This is a genomic window from Paenarthrobacter sp. TRD_SC_7 (assembly GCF_056156245.1).
Map to the genome: position 1 here is coordinate 266,784 of NZ_CM149587.1, position 16,034 is coordinate 282,817.

The 16,034-nt window shown below is 65.2% G+C and carries 17 protein-coding genes; 5 read left to right on the forward strand and 12 right to left on the reverse strand.

What is annotated here, in order from left to right:
* Positions 1 to 36: 36 nt before the first annotated feature.
* The 3 genes from AC0J5Z_RS01350 to AC0J5Z_RS01360 are packed head-to-tail and all read left to right on the forward strand — an operon-like array spanning position 37 to position 1,952.
* On the forward strand, positions 37 to 672 hold the full coding sequence (locus AC0J5Z_RS01350) for an RDD family protein (protein WP_475036921.1): 636 nt from the start codon (positions 37 to 39) through the stop codon (positions 670 to 672).
* Positions 659 to 1,294 carry a hypothetical protein gene (locus AC0J5Z_RS01355; protein WP_475036923.1) on the forward strand — a complete coding sequence of 212 codons (636 nt, stop codon included), beginning with the start codon at positions 659 to 661 and terminating at the stop codon, positions 1,292 to 1,294. The genes AC0J5Z_RS01350 and AC0J5Z_RS01355 overlap by 14 nt, the downstream gene beginning before the upstream one ends.
* A gap of 58 nt (positions 1,295 to 1,352) precedes the next feature.
* Positions 1,353 to 1,952, forward strand: a complete 600-nt coding sequence (locus tag AC0J5Z_RS01360) for a hypothetical protein (protein WP_475036925.1) — start codon at positions 1,353 to 1,355, stop codon at positions 1,950 to 1,952.
* A 104-nt stretch (positions 1,953 to 2,056) separates the two neighbouring features.
* On the opposite strand, the gene AC0J5Z_RS01365 is transcribed toward AC0J5Z_RS01360, so the two are convergent.
* From AC0J5Z_RS01365 to AC0J5Z_RS01375, 3 genes are read right to left on the reverse strand one after another with little or no spacing between them, the layout of a single operon-like run.
* Positions 2,057 to 2,653: a DUF3618 domain-containing protein gene (locus AC0J5Z_RS01365; protein WP_475036927.1), complete on the reverse strand. Its 597-nt coding sequence runs from the start codon at positions 2,651 to 2,653 to the stop codon at positions 2,057 to 2,059.
* Entirely contained in the window at positions 2,650 to 3,081 is a 432-nt protein-coding gene (locus AC0J5Z_RS01370; protein ID WP_475036929.1) for a phage holin family protein, read from the reverse strand. The genes AC0J5Z_RS01365 and AC0J5Z_RS01370 overlap by 4 nt, the downstream gene beginning before the upstream one ends.
* Positions 3,078 to 3,974 (reverse strand): hypothetical protein, encoded by an 897-nt coding sequence (locus AC0J5Z_RS01375; protein WP_475036931.1) that lies wholly within the window; start codon positions 3,972 to 3,974, stop codon positions 3,078 to 3,080. The genes AC0J5Z_RS01370 and AC0J5Z_RS01375 overlap by 4 nt, the downstream gene beginning before the upstream one ends.
* Before the next feature lie 183 nt (positions 3,975 to 4,157).
* Between AC0J5Z_RS01375 and AC0J5Z_RS01380 the strand changes: the two genes are divergently transcribed.
* Entirely contained in the window at positions 4,158 to 5,240 is a 1,083-nt protein-coding gene (locus AC0J5Z_RS01380) for an FUSC family protein (protein WP_475036933.1), read from the forward strand.
* A 4-nt stretch (positions 5,241 to 5,244) separates the two neighbouring features.
* On the opposite strand, the gene AC0J5Z_RS01385 is transcribed toward AC0J5Z_RS01380, so the two are convergent.
* Both AC0J5Z_RS01385 and rfaE2 read right to left on the reverse strand, forming a co-directional pair.
* Complete coding sequence (locus tag AC0J5Z_RS01385; protein WP_475036935.1) at positions 5,245 to 6,279, reverse strand: NAD-dependent epimerase/dehydratase family protein; 1,035 nt, start codon at positions 6,277 to 6,279, stop codon at positions 5,245 to 5,247.
* An 11-nt stretch (positions 6,280 to 6,290) separates the two neighbouring features.
* Complete coding sequence (gene rfaE2, locus AC0J5Z_RS01390) at positions 6,291 to 7,859, reverse strand: D-glycero-beta-D-manno-heptose 1-phosphate adenylyltransferase (RefSeq protein WP_475036937.1); 1,569 nt, start codon at positions 7,857 to 7,859, stop codon at positions 6,291 to 6,293.
* A 157-nt stretch (positions 7,860 to 8,016) separates the two neighbouring features.
* On the opposite strand from rfaE2, the gene AC0J5Z_RS01395 reads away from it, so the two are divergent.
* Positions 8,017 to 9,192: a glycosyltransferase family 9 protein gene (locus AC0J5Z_RS01395; protein ID WP_475036939.1), complete on the forward strand. Its 1,176-nt coding sequence runs from the start codon at positions 8,017 to 8,019 to the stop codon at positions 9,190 to 9,192.
* Here AC0J5Z_RS01395 and AC0J5Z_RS01400 read toward each other — a convergent pair.
* From AC0J5Z_RS01400 to AC0J5Z_RS01430, 7 genes are read right to left on the reverse strand one after another with little or no spacing between them, the layout of a single operon-like run.
* On the reverse strand, positions 9,158 to 9,853 hold the full coding sequence (locus AC0J5Z_RS01400) for an SDR family oxidoreductase (protein ID WP_475036941.1): 696 nt from the start codon (positions 9,851 to 9,853) through the stop codon (positions 9,158 to 9,160). The genes AC0J5Z_RS01395 and AC0J5Z_RS01400 overlap by 35 nt on opposite strands.
* A 31-nt stretch (positions 9,854 to 9,884) precedes the next feature.
* Positions 9,885 to 11,294, reverse strand: a complete 1,410-nt coding sequence (locus AC0J5Z_RS01405; protein ID WP_475036943.1) for a PfkB family carbohydrate kinase — start codon at positions 11,292 to 11,294, stop codon at positions 9,885 to 9,887.
* The gene (locus AC0J5Z_RS01410) at positions 11,291 to 11,950 is read right to left on the reverse strand and encodes a D-sedoheptulose-7-phosphate isomerase (RefSeq protein WP_475039491.1); all 660 of its coding nucleotides are present in this window, start codon (positions 11,948 to 11,950) and stop codon (positions 11,291 to 11,293) included. The genes AC0J5Z_RS01405 and AC0J5Z_RS01410 overlap by 4 nt, the downstream gene beginning before the upstream one ends.
* A gap of 56 nt (positions 11,951 to 12,006) precedes the next feature.
* Positions 12,007 to 13,275 (reverse strand): glycosyltransferase, encoded by a 1,269-nt coding sequence (locus tag AC0J5Z_RS01415; RefSeq protein ID WP_475036945.1) that lies wholly within the window; start codon positions 13,273 to 13,275, stop codon positions 12,007 to 12,009.
* The gene (locus tag AC0J5Z_RS01420) at positions 13,272 to 14,339 is read right to left on the reverse strand and encodes a glycosyltransferase (protein ID WP_475036947.1); all 1,068 of its coding nucleotides are present in this window, start codon (positions 14,337 to 14,339) and stop codon (positions 13,272 to 13,274) included. The genes AC0J5Z_RS01415 and AC0J5Z_RS01420 overlap by 4 nt, the downstream gene beginning before the upstream one ends.
* Positions 14,336 to 15,424 (reverse strand): glycosyltransferase family 9 protein, encoded by a 1,089-nt coding sequence (locus tag AC0J5Z_RS01425; protein WP_475036950.1) that lies wholly within the window; start codon positions 15,422 to 15,424, stop codon positions 14,336 to 14,338. The genes AC0J5Z_RS01420 and AC0J5Z_RS01425 overlap by 4 nt, the downstream gene beginning before the upstream one ends.
* On the reverse strand, positions 15,421 to 15,975 hold the full coding sequence (locus AC0J5Z_RS01430) for a D-glycero-alpha-D-manno-heptose-1,7-bisphosphate 7-phosphatase (RefSeq protein ID WP_475036953.1): 555 nt from the start codon (positions 15,973 to 15,975) through the stop codon (positions 15,421 to 15,423). The genes AC0J5Z_RS01425 and AC0J5Z_RS01430 overlap by 4 nt, the downstream gene beginning before the upstream one ends.
* Between the last annotated feature and the right edge of the window lie 59 nt (positions 15,976 to 16,034).

Consider the following 16,034-nt stretch of genomic DNA (forward strand, 5'->3'; position numbering starts at 1 on the left):
CCAAGCTGCACACCGCCGTCGAGCTGAAAGCCCCTTATGAGCACCTCGAAGTCCACCACCCTCACTGCGCTGCTTGACGCTGTCAACGGCCGCCCCGTTCGCCGCCATCCGGAGACCGGCGCGTACTTCGTCCAGGCGTCCGGAGGCGCCCACTTCTGGGGCCGCGTGTTGGATGCCGTGGTGTTCTTGGTTGGCTACATGGTCCTGGCCGCGATCGTCGCGGTCCTCCGGGAATCCATGATGAACAGCGGCTCCGCACTCGGGTACAACGACGGCTTGTGGCTCACGCTCTACGTTGTTCTTTGGTTCGTGGGGCTGTTCGTCTACGGCATGATCTGGGGGTCCGTGGGCAGTGTGGGCGACGCTGCCGCCGGCATGCGCTCCGTGCGGATCAAGGACGGTACGACGGCGGGAGCTTGGTTGGGCGGCTGGCGCGCCATCTGCTGGTCCTTCTTCCCGTTCTTCGTGGTGATGCTCATTGCTTCCGCGGTGAGTGGCGGCGGGGATGACACCTGGGAACCGAAATTTGCGGCCATTGACCGCCGCTCGGGCATCGCCCAAGGCCAGCAGCCGGTTCCGGACCCCAAGGTAGTTGCCGCAGAACAGGCAGCCGAAGCGGAGCGCCGGAACATGCCAAACCTCTACGGCCAGCGTCCTGATGCCCGGCCGTAACTGGCTGGTTCGCCGGGTGGAGCGCAGGCTCGGGCCTGAGCTCGGCCAGCTGCGCCATGTCGCTTCCTCCCGCAGGATCTTTTGGCAGGCGCTGATCCCCTGTTTGGTGGTGGGTTTCATCTTCGGGACCATCGCTGAGTTCGTCAGCCCCATTCGTTCCACCCGGGAAGCCGGCTACTTCAGCGACCCGTCACTGTTCGTCACCGTGAGCATCCTTACCGGCTTGTTGTTGTGGGGCATGACTCTTTTGGGAAGCTTCCGGAAGCTGCTGGTGTTTGACCACGGGGTGGTGGCCAAGTACTCGCAAGAGCACACCCAGGTGGTGATCCCCTGGACTGACATGGTGCCCGGGAGCATCAAAGCGGTGACCACGGCTGACGGCAGTGATCCCGACCGCCGATTGGTGGCACGCCGGAAGGTTTCGCTGGGTGCGGGTGGGTGCACGGCAGTGGTTTTCCAAGCCCGGGACACCTACTGGGTGTTTGCCTCCGACGAGGAGCCGCGGCCCTTGGTTGTGGCGATTCAGGAAAGTCTGCGTGACGCAGGAATGGCCGATGCCGTGCGCGCCACGTCAGGTGCGTTGCCCGCCGTCGTATTGACCGGACGAACAGCACTGGATTAAGAAACAGGAAAATCAAGCCCTTGCAGAGCGGCTACCAGCCGGTAGCATTTGATCCACTATGTTCACGCTGACCATCAACCAACGCGACAGTCGCCGCGACGGCGACCTCGTGCCGCAGCTCCTCAAGGACCTGCGGCACATCCCTGCGCGACTCGATTTCGACCGCTCGGTTGAGGACGAGGTGCAGGGCATCGTCGAGTCCGGCCATCAGGCAGTGGAGACAGCTCTGATCGCCCTCCGGACCGGCCAGTGGTATGTGGGAATCGGAGTGGGACCCATCAATGAACCGTTGCCCAATCTGGTCAAGGACGCGTCGGGGCACGGCCTCGTTTACGCCCGCCGGGCAGTCGACCGGCTGCGCAACGGTAAGGAACGGATCCCCGTCGCAGTCGACGGTCCCTATACAGCCCTGGCTTCAGAGGCGGAGGCCGTGCTGCGGCTCCTCGGACACATTGTGCAGCACCGGAGCGCCGCGGAATGGCGAGTGCTGGATCTACTCACGCCGGGCGTCCGGGGCCAGCAAAGGGCCGTGGCGCAGGAACTTGGCATCACCACCCAAGCGGTGAGCAAGGCGCTGGCACGTGCGCAGTGGTCCGAGGAACACGCCGCCCGTCCGGCCGCCGCCCGCTTGCTGCAGCTGATCCTCGAAGTGCGCTGACCCGATATCCCCAGGGCGCAACAAACCCAACCAAGCAGCAGCAGAGGCCGTTTTGAACGCTCAAAACGGCCTCTGCTGCGACTCAGTTGGGTCGGCGCGGCAAATTACTGGTTACTGATGTTGTCCTTGGCCGTGCCGGCACGGTCTTGGACGTCGGCGGCTGCTGCCTGGCCCTCGTCCTTGACGTTGGCTGCGGCTTCCGTGGCGCTGTCCTTGACGTTCTGCATCGCATCCTGAGCCGGCTCGCGCAGGTGCTCAGCGACTTCCTGGGCCGCGTGGCTGAGCTCATCGGTCAGGGGCTGAGCCGCTTCCTTAACGGCTTGGGCAGCTTCGCGCTCCTTTTCCGAGGCCGGGAACAGCGAGGACACCAGCAGGCCTGCGCCGAACGCGATCAAGCCAGCGGCGATCGGGCTGCCTTGGGCCTTCCGCGTGATCACCTGCGGGGCGTCGCCGAGGTCTGAGACGGCACCGGAAACGTTGCTGGCCACGCCGGAAACAGCGTCCCCGGCCCGGTGTGCAGCGTTGCCTGCAGCATCACTGACGTCATCGCGGGCGCCGAACACAGCGGTCTTGATCTTGTCCACCCTGCGGTTGACGATGTGCGAGGGCGTGACCTTGTCAGCCACGGCATCAACGTTGGTACTGAGCCGCCGGCGAGTTTCTTCGATATCGGCGCGCAGGGCGTCGGGGTTCTGCGTCATCGTGTCTCCTCAGTGTTCGGTTTCAAAGCGGGGGGTATTTCTTTGACCGTCTCAGCGGTCTGGGGCATGCCTTTGATGGCGTTGAGTTCCTTGCGGCCCTTGGCAGCCAAAACTGCTGCGACGATGCCCCAGATGACCGCGACAATAACAGCGGACCATCCCAGGCCAACAAGCTGACCCAATGCCCACCAAAGGGCAATGGACAGGAACAGCACGGTGATGTGGCCGGCGTATGCAGCCCCGCCCAGCATTCCCGCGCCCTTGCCGGCCTTGGTGGCAGACTCCTTGAGTTCCACCTTGGCCAGCTCCACTTCCTGGCGCATCAACGTGGAAACGTCGCGTGTCAGGTCGCTCAGAATCTCACCAAGGGGAAGGGACTCCGCCTTTTCGTGGGCTTCTGTGGGAGGCAGATCGGCGGGACTGCTCATCGGTGACCTCCGTACTGGGGATCATCGGGATCGCGCGGTCCTGCCAGCGGGTCGCCTTGGGCCTTGACGCCTCCGGCCTCCGTTTCCGGGTAAGGGAGCGTGGATCCGTCGTAGCCGCCAGTAGTGCCGGCGTCGTATCCGGTGGTGGTGGCCGAACCGTATCCGGCGGTGGTTCCCGCGCCGCCCTGAGTCGGGTAGTAAACGGCACGAGGCGTCTCCATGGTGGCTGGCGTGCCGCTTGCGGAGGCCGAATCGGAGGCGTTGCCTGCCATGCCCCGGCCAAGACGACCAGCGAGGACACCGGCGCCGGCTGCCAACAGCAGGAACGTTCCTGGCTTACGACGCGCGAAGCCCTTGACTTCATCCAGCAGCGAGCCGGGATCCCGGCCTTCCAACCACTGGGCAACGGAGGAGGAGCGCTGGGCGGCCTGCTGGACCAAGTCCGTGGCAACGCCACCGTTTTCAGTCGAGTTGGCCATGGTGGAAAGTTCGTCGGAAATGGACCGCAAACCTTCGGCAACACGCTGCTGCTGGGCCTGGGCCTGATCGCTCAGCTCACCCTTGGTCTGCGTAAGCAGTTGGCGGGCATTCACCTTGACTTCGCGGGCCACGTGCCCGGCCTCGGTTTTGGCGGTGTCCACGACTCCGCCGGCGGCGTCGCTTACGGCACCTGCTACACCCGCAGCTTCCTCCTTGGCAGTATCCACCTTGCCGGAACTGGCGGAACCTGTTCCCGAACCGGCGGGGGTTCCACTGATTCCCGTGGTCCCAGCAGTTTGGTTCTCAACATCGGCCGAGTCCAGGTAGTTTCCCGTGAACGGTTCGGTGCCTGCATGGGCACCGGTGGTTGGCGCCGCGAAGCTTCCGTCCTGCGGCGATTTGCTCTCAGTCATTATCGCTCTCTTTCCACAGTTGGCAGGCTGCGGACAGCAGCCGGGATAGTAAGTATCGTTACTATCAATGGGTGTGTACCCGCTTGTCAGGGTTCTAATCGCCCCACATTCCAAAAGATGCTGTGGCCCACTTTCAGCACTCTCCGCTCGACAGGGGGAGCCATACCTGCCAACGTTGGATTGATGAGCCAAATGCCCCTCAGGCGACGGCTGATTCCCGCGCTTCGAAAAACCGTCACACGCCACCGCCTTCTGTTCGCCGCCAAAACGGCTGTTGCAGCAGGCCTCGCCTGGTACCTGGCGCCCTTCATGCCGGGCCCCGCCGCCGCGTACCCGTACTATGCGCCGCTGGGCGCCTTGGTGAGCATGCATCCCACCGTGGCGGACTCTGCTAAACATGGACTCCAGAGCCTGTTGGGACTCGCGTTGGGGATAGGCATGGCCTTCGCCATCACCACCGTCGCCGCGCCTACTGCACTGGCTGTTGCAGTGGTGGTGGGACTTGGCGTGCTTATCGGCGGCCTTCCCCGGCTGGGCACTGCGTCTGAATGGATTCCCATGGCAGCGCTGTTCGTGCTGGTGCTGGGTGACTCGAACGCCGAAGGGTTTTCTTTTGCCTACGTTCTCCAGATGGCGTTGGGAGTAACCGTGGGCTTCGCCGTGAACTGGTTAGTGTTCCCGCCGCTCCATCTTGATGAGATCGATCCTGCCATTGCGGGCCATCAAGAAGCCTTATCCCGCCAGCTCAAGGACATGGCCCGGGCCATGGAAGAGTCCTGGCCGCCCGACCATGAGGCCTGGGCGAGCCGCAGCGACGAACTCTCGCTCACCGCGGCAGCTGTGCGGACGGCGGTGCACCAAGCTGAGCTGAGCGCCAAAGCGAATCCCCGGTCCCGCCGTCGCGCAGCCCGCCTGCCCGGCGACCTCGCTGGCTTGCGGACCCTCGAGCGGCTTACCTTCCACGTCCAGGACATCACCGATGTCCTGGCCAGCGCCATCTGGGAAAAAGACGCGGGGACGGTCATCCCGGATGCAGTGGTGGGCAACCTTTCGGAGGCCTTGGAGGCGTCCGCAGCTGTGATTGATCATTGGCGGGACACGAAATCGGGCGAATTGGCCAATCGTCTAACGGAGGCGAAGGACAGCATTGCCGCCCTCAGCAACGCCGTCGCTGAGGCCGCAGCCGGTCAGTCCCCTGTGAACGCGCCGGCGTCAGTCGCCATGAGCCTGCGCCGGATCCTCACGGTGGTGTTGTCGTCCGAATAGGGGGTTAGCGCGGTTCGAGCGGAGGCGAGGCCTTCCGGCCCTTACCCGCACCGATCCCGTCCAGCATTTCCGCCAGTGATTCCAAGGAGGAATGCCTCGGCGACCACCCCAGGAGGCTGTGCGCCCTGGCCGTGTCCATGATGGGCGCGTTGGCGGCCATGTCCACCCAGCCGCCGTCGGTCACCTGCAGCCGGAGTCGCCAACTAACCTCGACGACGGCGCGGAGCACCGGGAGCGGGAACGGCATCACCCGCCGGGCGTTGAAAATCCATGCCAAGGCGTTGGGGTCTATGACCGGCTCGGCGGCGATGTTGAAGGCACCTTCCGCCTTTCGCTCCAGCACGCGCCAGTAGGCATCAGCAACATCGGCTGCGTGCACTGCCTGGAACACCAGTTCTTTGGGGACTGCGAGCAGCGGCAGCCACGGCTTCCGTGGAACCAGTCGCGGCAGGACCCGCCCCAGGAAGTAACGGCCAACCTCGCTGCCACCCCCGGCGCTGAATGTCAGGGCGGGACGAAGCCGCGCAACCACAATGTGCGGGTTGTCCTTGGCGAATCCGTCCAGCAGCCTCTCCTGTGCGGCCTTGTCCGCGCTGTAGTGGGACGTCCCAACGCCGGCCGCAGGCCAGCCCTCCTTGGTCCGCTGGTCCTTTGGTGCCGGCGAATATGCGCCTACTGAGGAAGCGCACACGATGTGTCCTACTCCGGCCTTTCGGGCAGCCGCCAGGACGTGGGCTGTTCCCGCCACGTTGGTTCGCCGAAGCAGTTCGCGGTTATGGTTCGGTTGGATCAGCCAGGCAAGGTGCACCACAGCGTCTGCTCCGGCCATGGCCGCTTCCAATGCCGGCTGATCCTCCATGGCGCCGATGTCCAGCGTGCGCCACTCCACCCCGTGATAGGGCGCGGCATCCTGATCGGGCTTCCGGCGGACGATGCCCACAAGCTCAAGATCAGCGCCTTCCTCGGTCCGGGCGGCCTGAAGCCGTTTCAGGACCTCTGTGCCCACATGGCCGGTGGCGCCTGTGATGACAATACGCATGGCATTCTTCCTTAGGCCTGCGGGCTTTCGCCCGAGGAGCGGATGCGTTCCAGGACCGCTGTGGTGGAGTGCTCGGGCACGTAGTCCAGGATGGTCACAGTGCCGCCGTAGCGTTCCACGGCCTCGGTTTCCTGGAGCATTTCGGGTGTGTAGTCGCCGCCCTTGGCGTAGACATCCGGTTGCAGGAGCTCAATGAGTGGTATGGGCGTCGGAGTATCGAAAACGGTGACATGGTCCACACAGCTCAATGCCGCGATCACTGCCGCGCGATCGGCCTCATGGTTGACCGGCCGGTCCGGGCCCTTAAGCTTCCGCACTGAGGAATCGCTGTTCAGGGCAACCACCAACACATCGCCCAGTTGCTTGGCCTGATTGAGGTATCGCGTATGGCCGCGATGGAGGACATCGAAGCACCCATTGGTGAGCACAATCCGCTTGCCCTCCCGGCGGTGCTCCTCCACCTGGCGAGCCAACTCGGCGTCCGTAAGTGCTGTATCCGCAAAGCCCCGGAGGTGCTTCGCGAGTTCGTCAGTGGTGCAGACGGAGGTACCTGGCCGGTGGACAACAACATCGGCTGCAGCTTGGGCAAGATCCACGCTGGTGGTCAGCGGCAGACCCGCAGCACGGGCAATAGTTAACGCTGCCACGAAAGTATCGCCGGCGCCCGAGGCCTGCTTTTCCGCCTGGGGCCGCGCCCAGGTTCGGTGGGTTGCCGGTTTTTGGGAGGTGCCGTTTGGCCGGATCGTCAGGGTCCCCTCCCGGTCCAAAGTAACGACGACGGCGGCCGCACCTGAGGCACGAAGGAGCTGGTCCGCGTGCGCCTCCACGAAGGGGCACCTGGCAGCGCCTCCGGGGAACTCGCTCCCGAGCAATCTGGCCGCTTCCTGCGCATTCGGAGTTGCGAGGTCAGGCTTGAGGTCGGCCCATTGTCCCGGATAGTGTGCGTCGACTACTACCAAGGTGTCCTGCCGGACTACTGCTGAGCGGGCTTTCGCGTCCTCACTCGCCGGAGCTAAATTCTCAAGAATGGCCTCGCGCACGGATCCTTCCAAAGCGCCTGCTCCGTAATCGCACAACACAACGGCCGATGAGCCCGGAAGTGCTTCAGGAATGGCCGCGGCCACGCGGCGGAGGCCATCGGCGGGGACCTCAATGGCAGCGTCGTCCAAGCGCAGCATCACCTGCCCGCCACTACTCACGCGGAATTTGGTGGTGGTGGTCATGCCGGCATGCGACACGACGTGCGATACATCCACGCCTGCCGACCGGAGCTGCTCGAGGAGCGTGCGGCCTCCTGAGTCCTCTCCGATCAGTGAAACGAAACGAACATCCGCCCCCATCGCGGCGAGGTTCATGGCTGTGTTGGCAGCTCCTCCTGGGGCGAAGTCGCGGCGCTGGACCTGGACCACGGGGGCAGGCGCTTCGCGGCAGAACCGCTCAATCGTCCCATCCCACCAGCCGTCCAGGATGGAATCGCCTATGACCGTCACTACAGGACGTTCCTCGGCCAAGCGGCCTGGCAACCAGTCAGCCAGACCTTCTTGATTGGCCAGGCCTTCATGATTGGAGAGGCGTGCCATGGGGTACCTTCCGGTTGGGCTTACAGTTTCCTGTTCCCCTCAGGTACCCCGCGGCAGGCGCTTCACACGCCCGACCCGGGAGTTTCCGCACGGATCCACTGCGGCCCGAACTACGGAAGAACCCGCCCGGCAGTCTTCGCAGCGAAAGGAATCATCCATGGAGAATCCGCTGGCGAAACTGAGCCCCGGCGTGGGTCCCGTGCTGGAAAAGTTCAGCGATGTGAAACGGATTGCGATCCTCAGGGGTGGCGGTTTGGGCGACCTGATTTACACCTACCCTGCCCTCCACGCCCTTAAGGAGGCGTACCCTGGTGCCACCATCACGGTCCTGGGCACACCCGTCCACGCGGCGGTGGTTGCCGCGACGGAAGGTCCGGTGGACGACGTCGAAATGCTGCCCGTGACGCGGGGCGTCCACGACGGCCCCCGCAACGGCGAGCGCTTCCAGGATGATGCTGAGGACGTGGCGGCGCAAGAGTCCTTTTTCGAGGCGATGCAGGCGAGGGAGTTCGATATTGCATTCCAGATGCATGGCGGCGGGCGTTTCTCCAACCCTTTCCTGCTCCGCCTGGGCGCCCGGCATACTGTGGGCACGCGCACCAGGGATGCGGAACGGCTGGAGCGGAACCTGGACTACGTGTACTACCAAAACGAACCGGACCGCTGGCTGGAGGTCGCAGGCCTTGCCGGAGCTCCGTCGATCGTCGCCCCTCCCCTGCTCCCAACGCCGGAGCATCAACGGAATATCGCGGGTTTCCGGGACCATCAGCGCAGATCGCTGGTGGTGGTTCACCCGGGTGCCACCGATCCGCGGAGGCGATGGCCGGCCTCGTGCTTTGCTGAAGCGGCGGCGGAATTAGCGCGGGAAGGCGCGCAGGTGTTGATTGTTGGCGACCGTTCAGAGAAGGCCCTGACGCAGGAAGTAGCGGAGCTCACGGCCCGGCAACTGGCGGAGAACGACCGGCAGGCCGTGCGCTCCGTGGCCGGCGAACTGGAGATAGGAGACTTGGCGGCACTCCTGAATGAAGCCACGGTGATGCTCGCCAGTGACAGCGGCCCCCGGCACCTTGCCCAGGCAGTGGGGACTCCGACGGTAGGGATCTATTGGGTGGGCAACGCGTTCAATGCGGGCCCGAGGGGCAGGGGCATGCACCGCGTCCATATGTCGTGGGTGATCCTGTGTCCGCGCTGCGGGGCGGACGTTACGCAAGTGGGTTGGACCGCGCCGCATTGCGGCCACGACGACACCCTCATCAAGGGCATCGCCGTGGCCGACGTTGTTCAGGACGTGCTGGACCTTACGGCCACGAGCCTTCTTCTGCGGGGCAAATAAGGAGCTCGCGGACCTCGCTGCCGAACGGCTGGGACAGGGCGAACACCACGGCCTGCGCCACGTTGGCGGGGTCGTTGAGCTTGGAAGCGTCCTGCGGCTTGTACTGTTCGTCGCGGTCGTCGAAGAAGTGGGTCTTCATACCGCCCGGGATGATGGTGGTGACACCAATGACGCCCCCGGTCTCAGCCGCGAGTGCCCGGCTGAAGCCGATGACGCCAAACTTTGAGGCGCAGTAGGCCGTGGCATCCGGCAGTGCCCTGAGGCCCAGTGTGGAGGCGATGGTGATGGCCCTGCCGCGGGATTCCTTCAGGTACGGTAGTGCCGCGCGGACCACGGAGACCGTGCCCAACAGGTTCACTCCGATGACCTTTTCCCATTCCTCCGCCGGGACGTCGCCCAATTTGCCGCAGCGATCGATGCCTGCCGCCGTCACCACTCCGTCCAGTCCCCCAAGGGTTTCGGCGGCCTCCTGGACGGCAGCTTCCACGGCTTCTCGATTGGAAACATCCACTTCCAGCGCCTTGGCACCGGAGACATTGCTGACATCCCGGTCGAAGACGAACGGCGTGCCGCCGGCATCGCGGATGGCTTCCACGATCGCAGCGCCCAGGCCGGAGCCGCCTCCAGTGACGATGACGCGGCCAGGTGTTTGCGTGTTCATGCGGTTCCTTTCGTTTGGTTTCTGCTGAATGTCAGCCGACCTTGGCAAGCGCCGCAGCCAGGCCGCTGGTGGAGCGCGCCGGATGGAAGGGCACAGTGACGCATTGCCCTCCCCAGCCCGCAACCAGGCGGGCTTCCGGCAATTCTTCGGGGTTGTAATCGCCACCCTTGACCCAGATATCGGGCCGGATTTCGATGAGGCAGGCTTCGGGGGTGTCCTCGCCGAAGACCACCACGGCGTCAACACATTCCAGTGCCAGCAGCAATTCCGCGCGGTCTTCCACGCTGACGATGGGCCGGTGTGCGCCTTTGAGCCGCCGGACCGATTTATCGGAGTTCAGGCAGACGATGAGGCAGTCTCCCATGCCGCGAGCGGCAGCCAGGGTGCGGGCATGACCTGCGTGAAGGAGGTCGAAGCATCCGCCCGTCGCCACCACGGTTCCTCCCGATTGGCGGATGGACCTGGCGAGCTGGACGCCGTCGGGGTGAAGGTCGCCAGTGTCAACCAGTTCCAGGCCCTTGAGTTCGACGACGGGACTGGCCCCAGGCGCCTCAGTCACCTCCGCCAGCACCGCCGCTCCCCCAGCGGCGAGGAATGCTGACGCGTCCTCCACAGCCCGGGTGGCGGCCTGCGCGAGTTTCAGCCCGAGCCCCAGATACACGGCAAGGCTTCCTGCCAGTCGATCGCCGGCGCCGCAAGGATCGCTGACGTTGGTCCTGGGCGCGGGGATGCCCTGCGCCGCAACATCCGCTGACAGCAAGAGCGCCCCGTCTTCGCCCCTGGTCACAAGCACAGCGTGACTCCCCCACTTTTCCAGTAGGTACCGGCCTGCTTCTTCGGCGCCTGTGCGGGACGGTTCAAGTCCGCCCGCCTTCGCGGATGCCTTCGCTTCGGAGAGGTTTGGAGTCACGACGGCGACCCCCGCCACGGGCTCGGAACCGGCCGGATGCGGATCCCAGACCACAGGGACTCGGCGGGCGGCCTCGGCGAGCGCGGCACGGATGTTCGGGTTGGCGGTGATCCCACGGCCATAATCAGCCACCACAACAGCCTCGGCGGAAGCAATGGCAGCAAGCATCTCCCCCGTGTTCGACGGAACCGGTGCCGGGCCACACCCTTCGTCGAACCGAACCACTGGATGCGTCCCGATCCGCACTCGGGTCTTGGTGGGCGTTGGGGCGAGCGGGGCCCCGGCAAGCACCGACACACCGGTCAGTGCGCGCCCGAGGTGGCTGGCGCCGTCGTCGTCGGACAGTGCGGTGACCAGCGCAACGTCGTGGCCGTCCTGTGCAAGAACGGTAGCCACGAGTCCCGCGCCGCCTGCCCGACGCCGGATGTCGGCCACATCGACCACCGGCACCGGCGCGTCGGGGCTGAGTCGTGTGGCGGCCCCGTTGATGTCGACGTCGAGGAGAACGTCCCCTACTATCGTGATCCTCATGGTTGCCCGCCCCCGGAGGAGCCTGGGCCGTAGCCGGCGCCGAAAGACGTGGCACGCTTGGCCACCTCGGCATCAAAGGCCCGGCACACAGCGTGGACGGCGATGAGGTGTCCTTCCTGGGCGTTCGCGGCGATCGCGTCCACGGTAATGGCTTGATCGCAGGCATCGGCGAGCGGGTTGGGGCCGGTGCCGGTAAGTGCCCACGTGGTGATGCCGCGTTCCCGTGCTGCGCGGACGGCTTTGAGCAGGTTGGGGCTGCGTCCACTAGTAGAAAGAAGAATGAGGACGTCGCCCGCCCGGCCGTGCGCCCTGACTTGGCGTGCGAACACTTCCTCGTAGCCGTAGTCGTTGGAGAGGGCCGTGACGGCGGAGGACTCGGCGTGGAGCGATATCGCGGAGAATGGTGCGCGCTCATCATCGAACCTGCCCACGAGCTCGGCCGTGAGGTGTTGCGCCTCAGCCGCTGAACCACCATTGCCGGCTGCCAGCAAGCGTTGCCCGGACAACAGCCGGTTGGCGAGTTCGGTTCCCCACTCGGATAAGCGCCCCGATTGCGAGCGCAACGACTCCAGCGCTGGCAAGACGTTGTCCAGGTGGTTTGTGACCTCGGCGTGATGCGTGGAATTACTGACGTCCGGGGACCAACGGGCCGGCAGTGTGTCCGGGACAGTGGCGGGGACGGTGGATTCGGTGGTCGCAAGGCCTTTGATAATCACAGCGCCGTTCCTTCCAAGGGTTCCAAGTCTTGGTCGGCTTGCCGGGACAGCCCGGCAGCCAGGACGGACCGATAGGCTTTCTCGGTGTCCGCTGCGATGCGTTCCCAGGAGTAGCGGGAGCGGGCCCGGCGAGCCCCGGCCCGCCCCATGTCAGCCCGGAGCTCCGGATCTCCCAACAGTTTTCCGAGGGCTTCCGCGAGGGCTTCCGGGTCCCGGGGCGGGATGTGCAGGCCGGTTTTCTGGTCAACGACCGTCTCCCGGAGTCCGCCCACGGCCGCCGCCACCACGGGCACTCCGCAGGCCATGGCTTCGAGCGGCACGATGCCAAAGGGCTCATACCAAGGGGCGCAGACCACGGCGTCCGCGCTCCGGAAAATACCCGGCATCGCATCCCGTGGGACCTGGCCGCGCATGGTTACCTTGTCCTCGACTCCGAGTTCCTTCGCCAAGGTATGGAGCCGCTGGGCCTCCGGGTCTTCTTCAAGTGTCAGGGCATCGCCGGAACCACCAACAATCAGGAGCTCGACGTCGTTGAAGCCCGCCTCCGCGAGGAGCGGCAGGGCCTGGATGATCAGGTCCACGCCCTTGCGTTGCACGAGGCGTCCCACACTGAGGATGCGATGCGTCCGCGACTTGGTTTCGGCGTCGGACGTTCCAGGGAACAGGGTGAGGTCCACGCCGCAGGGGGCAATGGAGATCTTTGACCGGCTGATGCCCAGGGCCTTGAGTTCGAACACTTCGTCCGGGCATGTGGCAATGACCCAATCGGCGGTGCGGCCCACCCACGGTTCCAGCCATTCCCGGGCGGGTGGGCTGGTGTCCGCGGCCCCTTGGTGGCGGCGCTTCACGGATCCGAGGGCGTGAAAAGTCTGCACTACAGGCACGGGATCTGCCGCTCCAGCCCGTCTGGACGCTTGGATGGCAGCGAGGCCGGACATCCAGAAGTGCGCGTGCATCACGTCCGGCAACTGGCCTCCCCAGTCCTCGCAGATACCGTCGGCCAGCTCCCCCATGAAAGGCAGGAGCTCGTCCTTGGCGATGCGGCGTGCCGGGCCGGCGTCTACGTGAACGACGGTGAGCCCCTGCCCTACGTGCACCTTTGCTGGTAGGCCGGGGTCATCACGCCGCGTATACACCGTGACCTGATGTCCGCGATCTGCCAGGGCTGATGAAAGTGCCGCCACGTGGACGTTCTGTCCTCCGGCGTCAACGCCCCCCAAGGCAGCCAGCGGACTGGCGTGTTCGGAGACCATGGAGATTTTCATAGGTGTGTCCTCTCTGTGTCATGGCTGGCGTCTGTGGCATGGCCGGCGGAAGCTATACCGGGTTGCGGACGGCTTCCCCCACGTGTGCCCTTGGGGAGTTCGGCCAGGAGTTCGTCCCAGGCTCGAAGGAACTTGTCGAGTCCGTAGCGTTGCAGTGCGGCCTCGCGAGCGATCATGCCCATGGCGTACGCGTCGTCGGGGTCGTCCAGCAGCCGCCGGGCGAACCTTTGGAGATCGTCGATGTCATTGGAGACCAGGCCGGCCCCGAGCGGTATAGCGCGGCTCGCTTCGGTAGTGGCAAGAGCTAGGACGGGCATGCCGAGGTGCATGGCTTCCAGCAGGGCCAACCCCAGTGAGGTCCAGCGGAGCGGGTGCAGGTATAGGCGGCAGCGGGCCAGTTCCTGGTGGAGTTTTGGTGCCTGTATGTCGCCGGCAATGTGGAGCCGTTCCTCGCTCAGCCCGAATCCTTTGAGGTTCAGCGCTTCCGGCAAAGCTTCTGTACCCATGCCGAACACGCGCAGCGGCCCCACACTGGCGAATCCGGGCAGGAGGTCCGTCCCGGTGACGCGGCCGCGTCGAACGGGTTCGTTGACCACCACACCCATTTCTTCCTGCTCGCCGGTGTACAAGCGCCCGGGATCAGGAATGCCGTGCTCGATCACCGTGGTGGTTGCCGTGCCCGTGTCCCAGAAGAGCTGGTTGAAATGGGTAACATGGACCACCGGAATAGTGCTCTGGTCTGCCAGCGGGTGGAGCGTGAACGGGACGTCACCCTTGGGGGTGTTGTGCTCCAGGTACACGGCGGGCAGGTCTATGCCGGGGCGGCGGCCCAGGGTCCGGGCGACAGCTGCGATTTCCTCGGGCCGTTGCAGGACCACAGCGTCCACACTGTCCGGGTCGAGGCTGTCCAGGTCCACCTCTTGGGCGGCGGCAGGCCACTCACGGCCACCTCGCCCCAAACCCCAGGCGCCGCCGTCGGACGACTTCGGAAGCAGGTATTCATGCTGGCCGCGGACGAATGCCTCCATCCATCCGCCGTGGACGTGCCACACCAAGATCCTCATGGTTTCCAGACCTTTCGTCGAGTGGACAGGGACGACACGCCTCCCAGCAGCCGTTCAACAGCTTCGACAACCTGCTCCGGGGTCACCGAACTCAGACATGGATGACCGGGCACCGGGCAGACGCGGGCGCGGGTGTTTTTGCAGGCCGCATCCTGGTCACCCAGCAGTTCCAGCGGGACGCCATAGGGCGCCCAACGGATGGCCGGAACCACGGGAGCGAACAGGCACACCACCGGCGTGCCCACGGCTGCCGCCAGATGGGCGGGACCGGTATTGCCGGTAACCACGACGGCGGCGCCCGCCAGTACCGCTGCGAGCGTCCGGAGGTTGGTCCCGCCGCCGAGGTTCCTGGCTGAAGGGCCGGCCACGGTGGCCGTGAGTGACGTCTCACCGGGCCCTCCCGTGACCACCACGCGGTGCCCGTAGGCCTCAAGAAGTTCCACGGTTGCCGCATGGTGCAGCGCGGGCCACGCCCTGGCTGGCGCTGCGGCTCCCGGGTGGACCACGATGTACGGGCCTTCATCAGCCAGTTCGTCGGCCACCCCTTCAGGGTCCGGGCCGGAGGTGATGTGCAGTTTTCCATCGTCACCGTTCGGAAGGACGTAGCCCCCGGCCTCGGCGATGGCAAGCGCCCGTACCGCTTCCGGCTGGTCCTCCGGAAAGTCTTCGCCCGGCTTAAGCCGGACGTCCAGGAGTGAGCCCGCGTAGTCAATTGATGCGCCCGTGATCTTTTTGACGCCTGCCAGGCGCAGGAGCAGCGCAAGCGGGAGCGGGGATTGGTGGAAGGACGTCAGGATTACGGCTTCCTCGATCCGCGAACTCCGGACGAAGTCGATCAGGCCGCTGGTCATCGCTTCCGTTGCTGGCGGGGCCGGGTTCACAATCCACGGGCACGCCCACGTGTGCACTTGGGTCACTCCCGGCAGCATTTCCGCGGCACTGGCTCCTTCAGGACCACAGAGCAGAACCACATCGTTGGGTCGACTGCCATCGGGCCGGCTTCCGTTCGCCACGGCACGCAAGGCAGGTCCTGAAAGGAGCACATCGCCCATGCTGTCCAACCGGGCTACCAGGACGCGGCTCATACAGGAGCATCCTGTTCTTCCAGTGCCCCTGAAAGTATGAGCTCCACCGCATGACCCAGGTCCTCGGCAACGCTGCCGGCAGCCTCAATCTCTTCACGGCGGGTGACGTTCGTCGGCACCAGCACAGCCCTCGCACCCGCCGCAGCGGCAGCCTCCATGTCAGCACCGATATCGCCAACGAAAGCAGCTTCCTCCGGTGTGATGCCCAAGGTCCGGCAGGCCGCCAGAATCATTCCGGGCTCAGGTTTGCGGCAGTCGCAGCCGTCATCTGGTCCGTGCGGACAAAATTCCCACACGTCGAACGGACCCAGCATCTGCTCCACCCGCTGGTTGACGGAGTGCATCTGATCCAAGGTCAGCAGGCCTCGCGCCACGCCCGACTGGTTAGTCACGACGCCCGTGGCCAGTCCTGCCCGGCGTACTTTTTCGAGGGCCGACAGGGCGCCGTCCATGGGCCGCACCAGCTGCGGATCGCCGTTGTATGGCACGTCAACAACGAGTGTTCCATCGCGGTCAAACAGGACCGCCTTCAACGTTCCGGTTCCTCCCATACCCGCAACGTTCCCCAGTTCTCCGGGCGCTAAACAGTGCGGCCATGAGAACTTTCCTG

Bases quoted from the DNA above. Each gene is read 5' to 3' on its own strand.
- AC0J5Z_RS01350 (WP_475036921.1), top strand. From the start codon at position 37: ATGAGCACCTCGAAGTCCACCACCCTCACTGCGCTGCTTGACGCTGTC.
- AC0J5Z_RS01355 (WP_475036923.1), top strand. From the start codon at position 659: ATGCCCGGCCGTAACTGGCTGGTTCGCCGGGTGGAGCGCAGGCTCGGG.
- AC0J5Z_RS01360 (WP_475036925.1), top strand. From the start codon at position 1,353: ATGTTCACGCTGACCATCAACCAACGCGACAGTCGCCGCGACGGCGAC.
- AC0J5Z_RS01365 (WP_475036927.1), bottom strand. From the start codon at position 2,653: ATGACGCAGAACCCCGACGCCCTGCGCGCCGATATCGAAGAAACTCGC.
- AC0J5Z_RS01370 (WP_475036929.1), bottom strand. From the start codon at position 3,081: ATGAGCAGTCCCGCCGATCTGCCTCCCACAGAAGCCCACGAAAAGGCG.
- AC0J5Z_RS01375 (WP_475036931.1), bottom strand. From the start codon at position 3,974: ATGACTGAGAGCAAATCGCCGCAGGACGGAAGCTTCGCGGCGCCAACC.
- AC0J5Z_RS01380 (WP_475036933.1), top strand. From the start codon at position 4,158: ATGAGCCAAATGCCCCTCAGGCGACGGCTGATTCCCGCGCTTCGAAAA.
- AC0J5Z_RS01385 (WP_475036935.1), bottom strand. From the start codon at position 6,279: ATGCGTATTGTCATCACAGGCGCCACCGGCCATGTGGGCACAGAGGTC.
- rfaE2 (WP_475036937.1), bottom strand. From the start codon at position 7,859: ATGGCACGCCTCTCCAATCATGAAGGCCTGGCCAATCAAGAAGGTCTG.
- AC0J5Z_RS01395 (WP_475036939.1), top strand. From the start codon at position 8,017: ATGGAGAATCCGCTGGCGAAACTGAGCCCCGGCGTGGGTCCCGTGCTG.
- AC0J5Z_RS01400 (WP_475036941.1), bottom strand. From the start codon at position 9,853: ATGAACACGCAAACACCTGGCCGCGTCATCGTCACTGGAGGCGGCTCC.
- AC0J5Z_RS01405 (WP_475036943.1), bottom strand. From the start codon at position 11,294: ATGAGGATCACGATAGTAGGGGACGTTCTCCTCGACGTCGACATCAAC.
- AC0J5Z_RS01415 (WP_475036945.1), bottom strand. From the start codon at position 13,275: ATGAAAATCTCCATGGTCTCCGAACACGCCAGTCCGCTGGCTGCCTTG.
- AC0J5Z_RS01420 (WP_475036947.1), bottom strand. From the start codon at position 14,339: ATGAGGATCTTGGTGTGGCACGTCCACGGCGGATGGATGGAGGCATTC.
- AC0J5Z_RS01425 (WP_475036950.1), bottom strand. From the start codon at position 15,424: ATGAGCCGCGTCCTGGTAGCCCGGTTGGACAGCATGGGCGATGTGCTC.
- AC0J5Z_RS01430 (WP_475036953.1), bottom strand. From the start codon at position 15,975: ATGGGAGGAACCGGAACGTTGAAGGCGGTCCTGTTTGACCGCGATGGA.